Origin of the sequence: Mesorhizobium sp. M2D.F.Ca.ET.226.01.1.1 (assembly GCF_004022705.2) — a bacterium.
GTDB lineage: Bacteria > Pseudomonadota > Alphaproteobacteria > Rhizobiales > Rhizobiaceae > Mesorhizobium.
The window spans coordinates 313,449-326,601 of record NZ_RZOY02000008.1 but is presented as its reverse complement, the minus strand read 5'-3'; the positions used below and the strand labels follow the sequence as shown (position 1 = coordinate 326,601).

At 64.7% G+C, this 13,153-nt stretch carries 12 protein-coding genes; 7 read left to right on the top strand and 5 right to left on the bottom strand.

All coding sequences use genetic code 11. The annotated features are described in order from the left end of the window. The first annotated feature begins 105 nt into the window (after positions 1-105). Positions 106-270, top strand: a complete 165-nt coding sequence (locus tag EN869_RS20500; RefSeq protein WP_127227282.1) for a DUF3309 family protein — start codon at positions 106-108, stop codon at positions 268-270. Positions 271-289: 19 nt separating this feature from the next. Here the strand turns inward: EN869_RS20500 and EN869_RS20495 are convergent, their stop codons facing one another. After that, complete coding sequence (locus EN869_RS20495) at positions 290-2,161, bottom strand: CHASE3 domain-containing protein (protein WP_245489432.1); 1,872 nt, start codon at positions 2,159-2,161, stop codon at positions 290-292. Between the two features lie 636 nt (positions 2,162-2,797). On the opposite strand from EN869_RS20495, the gene EN869_RS20490 reads away from it, so the two are divergent. The 5 genes from EN869_RS20490 to EN869_RS20470 all read left to right on the top strand — a co-directional run bounded on the left by EN869_RS20490 (position 2,798) and on the right by EN869_RS20470 (position 8,832). Next, entirely contained in the window at positions 2,798-4,024 is a 1,227-nt protein-coding gene (locus EN869_RS20490) for an anion transporter (RefSeq protein ID WP_127227283.1), read from the top strand. A 159-nt stretch (positions 4,025-4,183) separates the two neighbouring features. After that, positions 4,184-5,197: a LacI family DNA-binding transcriptional regulator gene (locus EN869_RS20485; RefSeq protein ID WP_127227284.1), complete on the top strand. Its 1,014-nt coding sequence runs from the start codon at positions 4,184-4,186 to the stop codon at positions 5,195-5,197. Continuing rightward, positions 5,194-6,711, top strand: a complete 1,518-nt coding sequence (locus EN869_RS20480; protein ID WP_127227285.1) for a sugar ABC transporter ATP-binding protein — start codon at positions 5,194-5,196, stop codon at positions 6,709-6,711. Before EN869_RS20485 ends, EN869_RS20480 begins: the two co-directional genes overlap by 4 nt. Next, positions 6,711-7,772 carry an ABC transporter permease gene (locus EN869_RS20475; RefSeq protein ID WP_127227286.1) on the top strand — a complete coding sequence of 354 codons (1,062 nt, stop codon included), beginning with the start codon at positions 6,711-6,713 and terminating at the stop codon, positions 7,770-7,772. The genes EN869_RS20480 and EN869_RS20475 overlap by 1 nt, the downstream gene beginning before the upstream one ends. Before the next feature lie 73 nt (positions 7,773-7,845). Continuing rightward, positions 7,846-8,832 (top strand): substrate-binding domain-containing protein, encoded by a 987-nt coding sequence (locus EN869_RS20470; RefSeq protein WP_127227287.1) that lies wholly within the window; start codon positions 7,846-7,848, stop codon positions 8,830-8,832. 196 nt (positions 8,833-9,028) lie between these two features. On the opposite strand, the gene EN869_RS20465 is transcribed toward EN869_RS20470, so the two are convergent. Next, on the bottom strand, positions 9,029-9,619 hold the full coding sequence (locus tag EN869_RS20465) for a TetR/AcrR family transcriptional regulator (RefSeq protein WP_127227288.1): 591 nt from the start codon (positions 9,617-9,619) through the stop codon (positions 9,029-9,031). 81 nt (positions 9,620-9,700) lie between these two features. On the opposite strand from EN869_RS20465, the gene EN869_RS20460 reads away from it, so the two are divergent. Next, positions 9,701-10,549: a crotonase/enoyl-CoA hydratase family protein gene (locus EN869_RS20460; protein ID WP_127227289.1), complete on the top strand. Its 849-nt coding sequence runs from the start codon at positions 9,701-9,703 to the stop codon at positions 10,547-10,549. 69 nt (positions 10,550-10,618) lie between these two features. On the opposite strand, the gene EN869_RS20455 is transcribed toward EN869_RS20460, so the two are convergent. The 3 genes from EN869_RS20455 to EN869_RS20445 all read right to left on the bottom strand — a co-directional run bounded on the left by EN869_RS20455 (position 10,619) and on the right by EN869_RS20445 (position 13,138). Further along, positions 10,619-11,704 carry an HPP family protein gene (locus EN869_RS20455; RefSeq protein ID WP_127227290.1) on the bottom strand — a complete coding sequence of 362 codons (1,086 nt, stop codon included), beginning with the start codon at positions 11,702-11,704 and terminating at the stop codon, positions 10,619-10,621. Between the two features lie 212 nt (positions 11,705-11,916). Then, positions 11,917-12,195, bottom strand: coding sequence for a hypothetical protein (locus EN869_RS20450; RefSeq protein ID WP_127227291.1), 279 nt, complete (start codon positions 12,193-12,195; stop codon positions 11,917-11,919). 100 nt (positions 12,196-12,295) lie between these two features. Beyond that, entirely contained in the window at positions 12,296-13,138 is an 843-nt protein-coding gene (locus EN869_RS20445) for an alpha/beta hydrolase (protein ID WP_127227292.1), read from the bottom strand. Between the last annotated feature and the right edge of the window lie 15 nt (positions 13,139-13,153).

Here is a 13,153-nt window from a genome sequence, read left to right as displayed (position 1 = left end):
GTGCTGTCCGAAAGCAGAACTGATCCGGCGGAACATGCGCGCGGCTCGCGAGTTCATTTCCTCGATAACAAAGCGCGGGATCGCAGTCAGAAAGAGGAAGAAACCATGGGCCTCGGCACAATTCTCATCATCATTCTCATCCTTGTCCTGCTTGGCGGCTTCAGCGGCCTTGGCGGCGGACCTTTCTACGGCACCGGCTATTATGGCGGCGGCGGCCTCGGGCTTGTCCTGCTTATCGTGATTATCCTGGTGGTGCTCGGTCGCATCTGACAGTCGCTAGGCTAGCGCTTCAGGGGCTCGCCAGCGCGTCCCTGAGCTTCGCCGCCAACTGTTCCATCGTGAACGGCTTGGCGATGAAGTGCACATCGTGGTCGAGCACGCCATTGTGCACCACCGCGTTGCGGGTGAAGCCGGTCATGAAAACCACTTTCAGCGAACGGGACTGCTTGCGTGCCTGTTCGGCCAGTTGGCGGCCGTTCATGCCCTGCATGACGATATCGGTCAGCATCAGCGCGATGGCGGTGTTCTCGCCAAGCTTGCGCAACGCCTCGTCGCCGCCGGCGGCCTCGATGACGGTATAGCCGAGCTCGAGCAGCGTGGCGGCCGTCGAAGCACGAACGCGGTCGTCATCCTCGACAAGCAGAACCGTTTCGTTAGCCTTAGCCGGGACATCGCTCCTGCCGCTTGTCCTTGCCGGCGTCGCCACTTCTTCCGAGCCGGTGAAGCGGGGAAGGTAGATTTTGATCGTCGTGCCTTCGCCGGCCTCCGAATAGATTTTGACATGCCCGCCGGATTGCTTGACGAAGCCGAACACCTGGCTGAGGCCGAGCCCCGTCCCTTTGGCCGCCGGCTTGGTGGTGAAGAACGGCTCGAAAGCCTTGGCTATGATGTCCGACGACATGCCCGCGCCGGTATCGGTCACCGCGATCATGACATACTGACCGGCCTTCACGTCCGGATGCGCCGCCGCATACGCCTCGTCGAGATGGCAATTGGCCGTCTCGATGGTGAGCTTGCCCTTGTCGTCCATGGCATCACGCGCGTTGACCGCCAGGTTGATGATGGCGTTCTCGACCTGACTGGGGTCCGCGTGCGTTTTCCAGAGCCCGCCCGCCAGCACCGTTTCGATCTCGATCGCATGGCCGAGCGTGCGGCGCAGAAGATCCGACATGCCGGTGACAAGACGGTTGGCGTCGAGGATTTGCGGCGCCAGCGGTTGCTGCCGGGAAAAGGCAAGCAGCCTGGCCGTGAGATTGGCGGCGCGCTCCGCGGCATCGGCGGCGGCCTCGACGAAGTTCTGCACGTCATGCTCGCCGCGGGCGAGCTTGCGCTGCGCGAGGTTCATGGCGCTGGTGATGATGGCGAGCATGTTGTTGAAGTCATGCGCGATGCCGCCCGTCAGCTGGCCCACCGCCTCCATCTTCTGCACCTGGCGAAGTTGCGCTTCCGCCTGTTCACGCGTCTCGATCTCCTTGAGCAGCGCGGCGTTCTTGGCTCTCAGCGCATCCTGCGCGGCGGCGACCTCCTGGAAGCGTCGGCCGGATTGGCGGATCGTGTAGATGCCGAGCAGGAAGATGCCCAGCAGTGCCGCGAACGAGCCGGCGCGCAGCCAGCCTTCGATCTGTTCCATACGCTCGCCGCGGGCGGCGAGGCTTGCGCCGTCGATGCGCCGTATCGCGTCGATGTTGGCGCGGATCTGGTCCATGTCCAGCCTGCCCCTGCCGCCGCGCACGATATCCAGTGCCTTTGCCGTGTTGCCTGTGTCGTAGAGCCTGATTGTCTCGGCGAGTTCCGCTTGCATGCGGGCAAGCGCGTCCTTGATGCCGACCACCTGCTGCGCCCTGTCGCTGCCGACGGGAAACATCTCATCGACGCGCTTGAGCAGCGCCGGCAGCGCCTCCACCGCATGCCGGTAGGGCAGGAGATAGTTTTTCTCGCCGGTCAGCAGATAGCCGCGCTGGCCGGTCTCTGCATCCTGGGCGAGCGAAAGCAGGCTCGAGAGCGTTTGCTGGGCTTCGATCGCTTCGAGGCTGGCGTCGCGGTCAGCGATCTGCGTTTCGGCAAGGATGGCGCGCCCACCGACGATCAGCGCGACGATGGCAAAGCCGGCAATGAGTGGGAGCGCTTGCCATCGCAGGGCGCGTCGCAGTCGGACGATCATTGCTTTGCCGGGCCTGACGAAACCGTGAAATTCGGCAAGTGGTAGGCGGCGGCAAAGCACAAGACAAGAGCGAGGTCGGCAATGCAATGACCGCGGCACGCTGGGCGAGCTTGGCTATGTCAAACTTTAATGACGCGGCCTTTTGCCGATGCCAAAATGCCCGGCTGCGCCCCGGTGGCGTTCGCGGCCGACAGGCGCGGCCTCATCGATCGCTAGCTGCCGCGCCCGCTGCATTCGAGACAGGCGATGCTGTGCCCCGGACAGTTAAGCCGGTGCGTGCCGCCTGGGCAGCAATGGCCGTTCGAACTCAGCCAGCGCGCGCAAACGAAAACCTTTTTGGCCCCGTGACAGCGGGGGCATTCCTGCGGACGCATCAATTCCTCCCGTGATGGGACGTGATGTTCCGCTTCAACGACCGTGTTCATCCGTTTCGTCCCCCAACGCCTGGATTATCGGTCACATATGTTAATTCACTATTCTTTACATTAGGGTTTATGAATGTGAAAGCACGAACGCGCCACAACGCTTTCAAACGCTTACGCGCTTCCTCTTTGCGCTGCCTTTGCTAAATGTGGTGCCGCCCGATGCGCGGACAGATTCTGCCGGGGCAGGGCAGGCAACGGGAAGCTTCTTGCAATGACATGGACCGGCGCGGGCGCGCTTTTCATTCTCGTGCTCACTTATGCCGGCGTCGCCGTCGGCCGTATTCCAGGCCTGCGCCTCGACCGCGCCGGTATCGCGCTTCTCGGCGGCGCCGCCATGATCGCCATCGGCGCGATCAGCATCGAGGATGCCTACAAAGCCATCAATTTCGACACCATAACGCTGCTGCTCGGCATGATGATCGTGGTCGCGCATCTGAAGGTGTCGGGCGCGTTTCGGGCGCTCGGCGGCTTCGCCATCGAGCATGCCCATGCGCCTTTGATGCTTCTGGTCATGGTGACGCTGTTGACCGGCGTGCTCTCGGCCTTCCTGGTCAACGACGCGATCTGCCTGGTGATGGCGCCGATCGTCGTTCACGTCACCCGCGTCATCAACCGCAACCCGGTGCCCTACCTCATAGCCACCTGCACGGCCTCGAACTGCGGCAGCGTCGCCACCATCACCGGCAACCCGCAAAACATGGTGATCGGCGCGCTGTCCGGCATTTCCTATCCCGCTTTCACGCTGGCGCTGGCGCCGGTGGCGCTGTTCGGCCTGCTCTGCGTCGTCGTCATTGTGCGCGTCGTTTACCGCACCGAGTTCTCCCGTCCCGCCGAGCTCAGCCCGGAAGTCTATCGCGGCCGAATGCTGCCCGGGCAGGTGCTGAAGGCCACCATCGTCTGCGTGCTGCTGGCGCTCGCCTTCTTCGCCGGTGTTCCCGTCGCAAAGGCGGCGCTGATTGCCGGCGCCTTCCTGCTGGTCACTCGGGCAATCAAGCCGCGGCGCATCTACCGCGAGATCGACGGGCCGCTGCTCTTCATGTTCGCCGGCCTGTTCGTGGTGGTGGCGGGCGCCGAGCGCACGCTGCTCACGCCCGACATGATCGCCTGGGCGAAGAACATCGGCCTCGACGATGTCTGGCGGCTCTCCGGCTTCACCGCGGTGCTGTCCAACATCATGAGCAATGTGCCGGCGGTGCTGGCGCTGAGGCCGTTCATTCCCGGCTTGGAGAACCCGGAGCGCGCCTGGCTGGTCGTGGCGATGAGCTCGACGCTTGCCGGCAATTTCACGCTGCTCGGCTCGGTCGCCAACCTGATCGTCGCCGAGCAGGCCAAGGCGGCGGGCAAGGAGCTTTCCTTCTCCGCCTTCTTCAAGGTCGGCCTGCCGCTGACGTTGGTGACGCTTCTCGCCGGCACCGCCTGGCTGGCGCTCACCTTCTAGCCACCGAGCTTTCTCGTGCCCGAGATATTTTGCGCAAAGTCATCGAAACGATTGCGCAAACGTTTCGATCATTCTAAGGTCCGCTCAGATCCGCCGGAGAGCGGACGGGAAACGCGAGATAGGGAGGGAGCGCTTTGCGAGCACTCCGCACGAGCCGCCATGCCGACAATGGCTGAGGTCGCGCGCCGCGCCGGCGTCTCGGTTTCGACCGTCTCGCATGTTGTCAATCGTACGCGTTTCGTCTCGCCCGAGAAGGCGCAGCTCATCAACGATGCCATTGCCGCCATGGGCTATCAGCCCAATGAGCTGGCGCGTTCGCTGAAAGTCGCCTCGACCAACAGCGTCGGGCTCGCCATTTCGGCCATCTCCAATCCCTACTTCACCGACATCATCTGCGCGGTCGAGGCAGAATGCGCGCGCCTTGGCCTGATGGTGTTCCTGTCGGATACGCAGGAAGACCCGGACCGCGAGCTTCAGGTCGTGCGGGCGTTCCATCAGCGCCGTGTCGACGGTGTGATCCTGGCGCCGTCCGGCTCGCCTCAGCGCGCAATTGACTATCTCACTGAAAAGAAGCTGCCTTGCGTGCTGATCGACCGGTTCGCTGACGACCGCTTCGATCAGATCGGTGTCGAGAACGAGGCGTCGATGCGCTCGTTGATAGATCATGTCGCTTCCTTCGGCCACAGGCGCGTCGGCTACCTCGCCGGTCAGCCAGGCCTCGCCACCACGCGCGAGCGTATCGAGGCCTTTCGCGCATCACTTGCGGCCAATGGACTTGAATGCCTGCCGCACTATGTCTCGACGGAGAATGTAGACACGGCGAGTGCCACGGCATCGACTCACGCGATCCTGTCGCTGCCTGCGCGCCCCACCGCTTTGGTTACCGGCAACAACATGACGACGATCGGGGCGGTCCGCGCTATCCGCGAGAAGGGTCTTTCGATCCCGGGCGACCTCTCGCTTGTCGGCTTCGACGATTTCGAATGGGCCGACTGCTTCGAGCCCAGGCTGACGCTGGTCGAACAGCCTTGCGCCGAGATCGGCCGCCAGGCGGCAACGCTGCTCAGCGAGCGCATCGCATCCAGCCATGCCCCGCCACGCGCTGTGCGGCTTCAAGCGACGCTGCACGCCCGCGAATCCTGCGCGAGGCCGGGTCACACGAGGTCGATATGAGCGCGCCGCTGCTTTCCGTCACCGGCGCCGTAAAGCGCTTCGGCGGCGTGCAGGCGTTGCGCGGCGTCGACTTCGATCTGAAGGCTGGCGAGATCCACGCGTTGCTCGGCGAGAACGGTGCCGGCAAGTCGACGCTGATGAACCTCTTGTCCGGCGTCTACACGCCGGACGAGGGCGAGATCCACATCGACGGCAAGCCGGTCACCTTCAACAACCCACGCGAGGCGCAAGCCGCCGGCATCGCCACCATCTTCCAGGAACTCGATCTCGTGCCCTCGCTCGATGTCGCGGCGAACCTCTTCCTCGGCCGCGAGTTGATACGGCCGGGCGGCATGCTCGACGTGCCTGCGATGCGTCGTGAGGCCAAGCGGCGGCTTGAGGCGATCGAGCTCGCCATCGACCCGGCGCGCCTTGTCGCGGACCTATCGATCGGTCAGCGCCAGGTGGTGGCGATCGTCAAGGCGCTGTCTTATGCGTCCCGCGTGTTGATCATGGACGAACCGACGGCCGCGCTTACCGTCGGCGAGGTCGAGCGTCTGTTCGAGATCATGAGGAAGCTCGCCGCCTCGGGGGTCGGCATCATCTACATATCACACCGGCTGGAGGAAGTACCTGAGATCGCCGATCGCGTGACGGTGATGCGCGACGGCCGTGTCGCCGGCATCACCGAGCCGCACGCACCCCAGGCCGAGCTGGTGCGCCTGCTGGTCGGGCGGCCGCTGGACGAGCTCTATCCCGAACGCGCCAGGAGCGCCGGCAAGGCACTGCTCAGCCTCAGGGATGCCAGCTTCCGGCTCGCCCGTGAAAGCGCCGGCTGGCAGCCCCCGACTGGCGTCTCGCTCGAGGTTAGGGAAGGCGAGATCGTCGGCCTGGCCGGCATCATGGGGGCAGGGCGCACTGAACTGCTCTCCGCGCTTTACGGCACGGGCCTTGCCGGCCGCTGGCAGGGCGAGGTGGCGGTCGACGGCAAGCCGGTGAGGCTCGATTCCATAAGCGCCGCGCGCAAGGCCGGCATCGCCTTCGTCACCGACGACCGGCGCGGCAGCGGCCTGATGTTACGCATGGCGGTCGGCCTTAATCTGGTGATGTCAGTGATCCGTCGCATATCGCCGGCCGGACTGATGTCGCCGCGCCGCCAGGCCGAGGCGGTGACGCGATCCTTCGGCCAGTTCGACATCCGCCCGAAAAACCCGGACATCGCCGTCGGCGCGCTGTCGGGCGGCAACCAGCAGAAGGTCGTGCTGGCCAAGGAAATCCTCGGCAACCCGCGCCTGCTCCTGCTCGACGAGCCGACCCGCGGCGTCGATGTCGGCGCCAAGGGCGAGATCTACGCGAGGCTCAGAGCACTTGCTGCGCAAGGGCTGGGTATTCTGGTCGCATCGAGCGAGATGCCGGAGCTGATCGGGCTCTGCGACCGCATCGTGGTGCTGCGCCAGGGGCGCAATGTGGCGGAATTCAACGGCGGCGTCGACGAGCACACCGTGCTTGCCGCGGCTAACGGCAGGGAGGCCTGATGTCGGATCAGAGGATTGAGGGGACGGCCAACTCTGTACCGTCAGGCACGGCGGCGCCCAGACATCGCGTCGACCCACTGGCCATCGTCGTGCGTTTTCAGAGCCTGATAGGCCTGGTGCTGGTGGCGATCGGCGGCGTCATCTTCTCGCCCCGGCGCCACGGCGAGATATTGTTTCTCAACCCAGACAACATCGCCAACATCGTGCGCGCCGTGTCCGAGACCGGCATCATCGCCATCGGCATGACCTTCGTCATCATCACCGCCGGCATCGATCTCTCGGTCGGCGCGGTGCTAGGCCTCTCGGCCGTCGTCACCGCCACCATGATGATCTCCGGCGGCTTCGGGCTGATCCCGACCATCCTCGCCGTGCTCGTCATGGGCGTCGTCTTCGGCGTCGTACAGGGCACAATCTCCACCCGCTTCCGTCTGGAGCCCTTCATCGTCACGCTGGCCGGCCTGCAGGCGGCGCGCGGCCTGGCGCTGATCGTGTCCGGCAACCAGTATATCAACATCTCCTATGGCGACGGGCCGGGCCTGGCACCGCCGGTCTTCGCGGTGCTGGGCGAGCGGCTATTCGACAACACCGTGCCTGTGGCGACCATCGTCTTCATCATCTTCGCCGCGATTGCCACGCTGGTGCTCAACACCACGCGCTTCGGCCGCTATGTTTATGCCGTCGGCGGCAACGAGCGCGCCGCCCGCATTTCCGGCGTGCCTGTGTCCATGGTGAAGATATCGGTCTACGCCATCACCGGCTTTGCCTCGGCACTTGCGGGCATCGTCCATGCCGGCCAGTTCAATTTCGGCAGTGCCAACGATGGCATGGGCTATGAGCTGACGGCCATCGCGGCCGTCGTCATCGGCGGCACAAGTCTGTTCGGCGGCGCCGGCTCCATGGTCGGCACCGTCGCCGGCACCATCATGCTCGGCGCTTTGGCCAATATCCTTCAGCTCAACAACATCACCCCCGCCACGCAGCTGCTCGCGACCGCCGCGATCATTGTGCTGGCGGCAGTGCTTCAATCCCTCGTTCGCCGCCGCGAGGGATTGGGTCGATAGGAGGTCGGCGGCAGCGTCCCGAAAGAGCAACCAAAGGTCTGGCACCCCGAGCCGGACAAGGAGGAGACTGAGCATGAGAACCACACTGAGAGGATCGCGCGTCCTTCGGGCCGCGCTGCTGGCCGGTGCCGGCCTTTGCATCGCCGGCGCGGCCCAGGCGGCCGAGCCGCTGGTGAAGGCCTGCGCCAAGGACGGCCAGTTCGTCATCGGCTTTTCGCAGGCCAACAATGCCGAGCCCTATCGACAGCACGTCAACGACGAGCTGACGGCGGCGGCCAAGGAAGTGCCGGGCTTCACGCTGCAGATCGCCGACGGTGCCGGCAACGTCAACACGCAGACCTCCCAGGTCGACAATTTCATCACCCAGAAGGTCGATGTCCTGCTGATCTCGCCCTTCGAGGCCGCTCCGCTGACGCCGGCCGTCAAGCGCGCCATGGATGCCGGCATTCCGGTGATCGAGCTCGACCGCAAGACGGTAGGCGATCCCGGCAAAGACTACACCGCCTTCATTGGCGGCGATAATTTCAAGATCGCCGAGGAAGCCGGCAAGTTCACGGCGACGAAGCTGTTGCCGGACGGCGGCGAGGCGGCGGTGCTGGAAGGCCTGCCGAGCTCGACGCCGGCGGTGGAGCGTCTCAACGGCTTCAAGGAAGGCGTGAAGGCGAACTCAAAGATCCAGATCGTCGCCGAGCAGGCCGCCGACTGGGTTCCGGACAAAGCCCAGACCGCCTTTGCCGCGATGCTGCAGGCGCATCCCGACATCAAGGTCCTCTATGCCTCGAACGACATGATGGCGGCGGGCGCGCTGCTGGCCGCCAAGGGCGCCGGCAAGGACGTCAAGATCATCGGCACCGACGGCCTGCCTGGGCCGGCCGGCGGCATCGAGGCGGTGGCCAAGGGCGATTGGGCGGCGACCTTCACTTACCCAACTGGCGCCAAGGAAGCGATCGAGATGTCGAAGAAGATCCTGCTCGACTGCGCGACATCGGTGGATGCGACGGTGACTGTGGATACCACCGCCATCACTTCGGAGAATGCCAAGCAGTTGGCGGGAAAGTAACTGCGGGGCCCTGCAATCGAAGTGTTGCGACAAGGCCCTCCGGGGCCTTGTTTGCTACCCGGCGGTCAAGTCGCCTCGCGGCTAAGGTTGGCCTGCCGCTGACGCCGGTCACGCTTTCGCAGACTCCGTCTGGCTGGCTTGGTTCTGAAGAGGCTGCCCTCGGATGCCTCGATCGACGCGCCGGGAGCGTCACGATCTAAGCTGCGTGTTTGCCTGCCATCCTCGCCCGTATCAGCGTCGCGGCGGCATGGCCGGCGGCGTTGACGTAGTCGGGATTGTGGTGGATCAGCATGCTGGAAAAGGCGCCGTCCATCAGCAGCACGATCTCGCGCGCCAGCATCTTCGCCTCGCCGACATGGTGGCTTGAAAGCGCGCCGGCCAGCCATTTTTCGAAATTGGTCTTGTGGCGCGCTCCGGCCTTCACCGCCGGATGCCCGGGCGTCGCCGCCAACTCGGCCGCCGTGCGCAGAAAACCGCAGCCCTTCCATTTGGGGTGGCGCGCCACCCGCGCCAGATTGGTGAAGATTGCTTCCACCTTTTTGTCCGCGCCGCCTTCGGCCGCTTCGAACCAGCCGGCCATCTGCTCGAGATTGGGCTGGTCACGGCCGTCGAGATAGGCCGCGATCAGGTCGTCCTTGCTCTTGAAATGATAGTAGAGCGTGCGCTTGGTGAGCCCGGCCTTCTCGGCCACCGCATCGACGCTGACGCGGCCGATGCCTTCGGCATAGAACAACCTGGTCGCCGCGTCGACGAGGCGTTTTCGGGTGGGATTGGGCTTTTCGCTCATCCCGCAAGTATACCGACTAGTGAATATACAAGCAATCGAAAGCCTGCTTCCTTCCCGCCGAACCGCTGGAAAGGATAAGTCATGACCGACCTTGTGCTGAGCGAGACGCGCGACCGCATCGCGATCCTCACCCTCAACCGCCCCGACAAGCTGAACGCGCTGAACTACGCGCTGATCGACCGGCTGCTTTCGCTCCTCGACCTGATCGAGACGGACGATGGCGTGCGCGCCGTCATCCTCACCGGGGCAGGGGAGCGCGCATTCTCCGCCGGCGCCGATATCCGCGAATTCTCATCGAGCGTAGCCGAAGGCACCGATGCCGTGCTCAGCGATTTCGTCATGCGCGGCCAGCGTCTGACGGCGCGGCTGGAAGCTTTTCGCAAGCCGGTGATCGCCGCCGTCAACGGCCTCGCCTTTGGCGGTGGCTGCGAGATCACCGAAGCGGTACCGCTGGCGATCGCCAGTGATCGCGCCTTGTTTGCAAAGCCCGAGATAAAGCTCGCCATGCCGCCGACCTTCGGCGGCACGCAGCGCCTGCCGAGGCTGGCCGGCCGCAAGCGCGCGCTTGAGCTGCTCCTCACCGGCGATGCGTTCTCGCCCGCCCGGGCGCTGGAGCTCGGTCTTGTCAATAAGGTCGTGCCGCACGCCCAGCTGATGCCGGCCGCGTTCGACCTTGCGCGGCGCATCACGGTCCACTCGCGGGCGGCGGTGGCGGGCATCCTCACCGCCGTGGCCCGAGGCATCAACCAGAGCATCGCCGAGGGCCTGCTGGTCGAAGCCGAGCAGTTCGCGCGCATGGCCCCTACGGCCGATCTGCGCGAAGGGCTCGATGCCTGGATGGAGCGGCGCCAGCCGGCCTATGACGGGTCACGGGCACACCGGCCGCGGGACGCGGTGCGCCAGACTGGGCGAGTTGGGACCAGTCCGTGATGACGGTTGCAAAGACGATGCGATCGCGAAGCGAGATTCCGGATCGCCCGCGATCCCTGGGCCGCGGCCCTATGCCGCCGACTTCAGATCCGTTCCTTCTGTTGGGCGCACGCGCGCGGCGGCCGCCAAGAGGTCGGTCTGGGTGATCAGGCCGAGGATGTGCCGCTCGCCATCGACGATTACCACGGCATGGCTGCGCCCGTCGGTCAGCACGGGCAGCAGGCTCATAGCCGGTGCGTCGGATGAGGCAGTGCCGGCCTTCGACATCACCTCTTTCACCGTATCGGTCGCTTTTGTCAGCTCGCGCAGACCGACCGCGCCGGTAAGTTTGCCGTCCGCGCCGACCACCGGCAAGGTGCGGATGTTGTGGTCGATCAGCTGTTTGCGTGCCTCGTCGGCCGTGGCCGTTTCCGGCACCGAGATCACATCGCGGGACATGATGTCCCGGCATAGCAGCGTGCGCTGCGAACGCACCATCGCCTGCAGCTCTACCTGGCGCAGCAGGCGCTCGAGGTCGTCGCGGTCGATGTCGAAGGTCTCGTCGAGGGCGGAGAGTGCGGCATCGACATCCTCGGGCCGGAAGCCGACGCGCTCGGCCGGCGGCCGGTCTGCGGTGCCGTGGCCGCTGGCGGCGGGTTGATGCACATGCGGATAGTTGCGCCGCGACAGCTTGTGGAAAAGGAAGCCGAGCGCAACCAGGATGGTTGAGTTCAGCGCTACCGGCACGAAGGGAAACAGGAAACCGGCCGCGGCGACGGCTGGTCCGCCAAGCACGCCGGTGAGCGCCGCGGCGCCGCCCGGCGGATGCAATGAGCGGGTGAACGACATGGCGGCGATCGCCAGCGCCACCGCAAGGCCGGAGGCGACGACCGGATCATGCACGAAATGCGCGACGGTGACGCCAACAAACGCTGAGATCGAATTGCCGCCAATGATCGGCCAGGGCTGCGCCAGAGGGCTCGACGGCACGGCAAAGAGCAGCACCGCGGACGCGCCCATCGGCGCCACCAGCATCGCCACATCCGCGCCTTTACCCATCACCAATCCGCTGATCACGCCGGTCAGCGCGATGCCGATCACGGCGCCGATGCAGGCAAGCAGCCGTTCGCGAAGCGTCGCGCCGGCAAGGATTGGAGCAAAGAGGCGGAACGCCATGGCTGGTCCTGAAAGTGCGAGAAAGTTTGCGGTGCCCGCAATGCCGCCGAAGCGGCGGATTTGAAAGCCAAACCAATCCGCGACTTCGTGGCTTTGGAGAATATTATTGCGCAGCGCCGCGTGTGTGGAATGCCTTCGGCGGCTTTTGCTATGTCAATCGCGCCAAGACGTTGTTTGCGCAATCGGTTCGGCAGGTCGCGGGTTGGCGCCGCTCACTTCGGCCGGACAGTGAACCCAAGCTTGCCCAGCACCTTCACTGCGCCGGTCTTGCCGCCCTCGAAGTCACCCGAGGCGAGCCTCTTGCCGGTGGCGAATTCATAGGCCGCACCGAGGATCGCCTTCGGTGGATAGATCCGGTCCTCCCGGGCCAGTTCGTAGGTCGTGGTCGGCGCAAAGCCATGTTCGGCAAAGAAGCGCGTCGCGCCCAACCGGTCGTATTCTTCCAGCGCGCGCTGAACATGCGCGGGGGTCACACTGTCCCAGGTAATCATGTCTCATCCCACTTCATTCCAAGAAAAGTGCTTCTCAGGTTTCCATCCGGAATTGCCTCACGGGCGACGGGTTTCGACATGGCGAATTGTCCTTTTCTGATCAGCCGAGGAAGTCGCGGATGGCGGCGGCGATGTCCCCGGCATGGGTTTCGAGCGCGAAGTGGCCGGTGTCGAGGAAGCGCACCACGGCATCCGGCATGTCGCGCTTGAACGCCTCGGCACCGGGTGGCAGGAAGAACGGATCGTTCTTGCCCCACACCGCGAGGAAGGGCGGCTTGTGGGTGCGGAAATAGGCCTGGAAGGCGGGGTAAAGCGCGACGTTGCTCTTGTAGTCGCCGAAGAGGTCGAGCTGGATCTCCTCATTGCCAGGGCGGGCGAGATAGAAGCTGTCCAGCGAATGGCCGTCGGGCGAGACCAGTTCCGCCGGCGCGCCATGCGTGTATTGCCAGGCAACCGCTTCCGGCTTGAGGAAGCCGCGCAGCGCCTCGCGGTTGGCGGGCGAAGGATCCCGCCAATAGGTCTGGATAGGGTTCCAGCCGTCGCTCAGACCCTCCTCATAGGCGTTGCCGTTCTGCGAGATGATCGCGGCGATGCGCTCGGGATGCTTCACCGCCAGCCTGAAACCGGTCGGTGCGCCATAGTCGAAGACATAGATGGCGTAGCGGTCGAAGCCGATCACCTCTGTGAAACGGTCGATGATCTCGGCGATACGGTCGAACGTATAGGCGAATTCGTTAGCCGGCGGCATGTCGGAATGGCCGAAGCCCGGCAGATCGGGCGCGACGATATGGAAACGGTCGGCGAGCAGCGGAATGAGATCGCGGAACATATGGCCCGAGCTCGGAAAGCCATGCAGCAGAAGCAGTTTCGGCGCGTCGGGCTGGCCGGCTTCGCGATAGAAGATGTTGAAGCCGTCGACATTCGCTGTCTTGTAAGCGGTCATTTTTCTCTCCATAAC

What these genes read in the sequence shown, in the direction of transcription:
- EN869_RS20500 (WP_127227282.1), top strand. Translation starts at nt 106, where the DNA reads ATGGGCCTCGGCACAATTCTCATCATCATTCTCATCCTTGTCCTGCTT.
- EN869_RS20495 (WP_245489432.1), bottom strand. Translation starts at nt 2,161, where the DNA reads ATGATCGTCCGACTGCGACGCGCCCTGCGATGGCAAGCGCTCCCACTC.
- EN869_RS20490 (WP_127227283.1), top strand. Translation starts at nt 2,798, where the DNA reads ATGACATGGACCGGCGCGGGCGCGCTTTTCATTCTCGTGCTCACTTAT.
- EN869_RS20485 (WP_127227284.1), top strand. Translation starts at nt 4,184, where the DNA reads ATGCCGACAATGGCTGAGGTCGCGCGCCGCGCCGGCGTCTCGGTTTCG.
- EN869_RS20480 (WP_127227285.1), top strand. Translation starts at nt 5,194, where the DNA reads ATGAGCGCGCCGCTGCTTTCCGTCACCGGCGCCGTAAAGCGCTTCGGC.
- EN869_RS20475 (WP_127227286.1), top strand. Translation starts at nt 6,711, where the DNA reads ATGTCGGATCAGAGGATTGAGGGGACGGCCAACTCTGTACCGTCAGGC.
- EN869_RS20470 (WP_127227287.1), top strand. Translation starts at nt 7,846, where the DNA reads ATGAGAACCACACTGAGAGGATCGCGCGTCCTTCGGGCCGCGCTGCTG.
- EN869_RS20465 (WP_127227288.1), bottom strand. Translation starts at nt 9,619, where the DNA reads ATGAGCGAAAAGCCCAATCCCACCCGAAAACGCCTCGTCGACGCGGCG.
- EN869_RS20460 (WP_127227289.1), top strand. Translation starts at nt 9,701, where the DNA reads ATGACCGACCTTGTGCTGAGCGAGACGCGCGACCGCATCGCGATCCTC.
- EN869_RS20455 (WP_127227290.1), bottom strand. Translation starts at nt 11,704, where the DNA reads ATGGCGTTCCGCCTCTTTGCTCCAATCCTTGCCGGCGCGACGCTTCGC.
- EN869_RS20450 (WP_127227291.1), bottom strand. Translation starts at nt 12,195, where the DNA reads ATGATTACCTGGGACAGTGTGACCCCCGCGCATGTTCAGCGCGCGCTG.
- EN869_RS20445 (WP_127227292.1), bottom strand. Translation starts at nt 13,138, where the DNA reads ATGACCGCTTACAAGACAGCGAATGTCGACGGCTTCAACATCTTCTAT.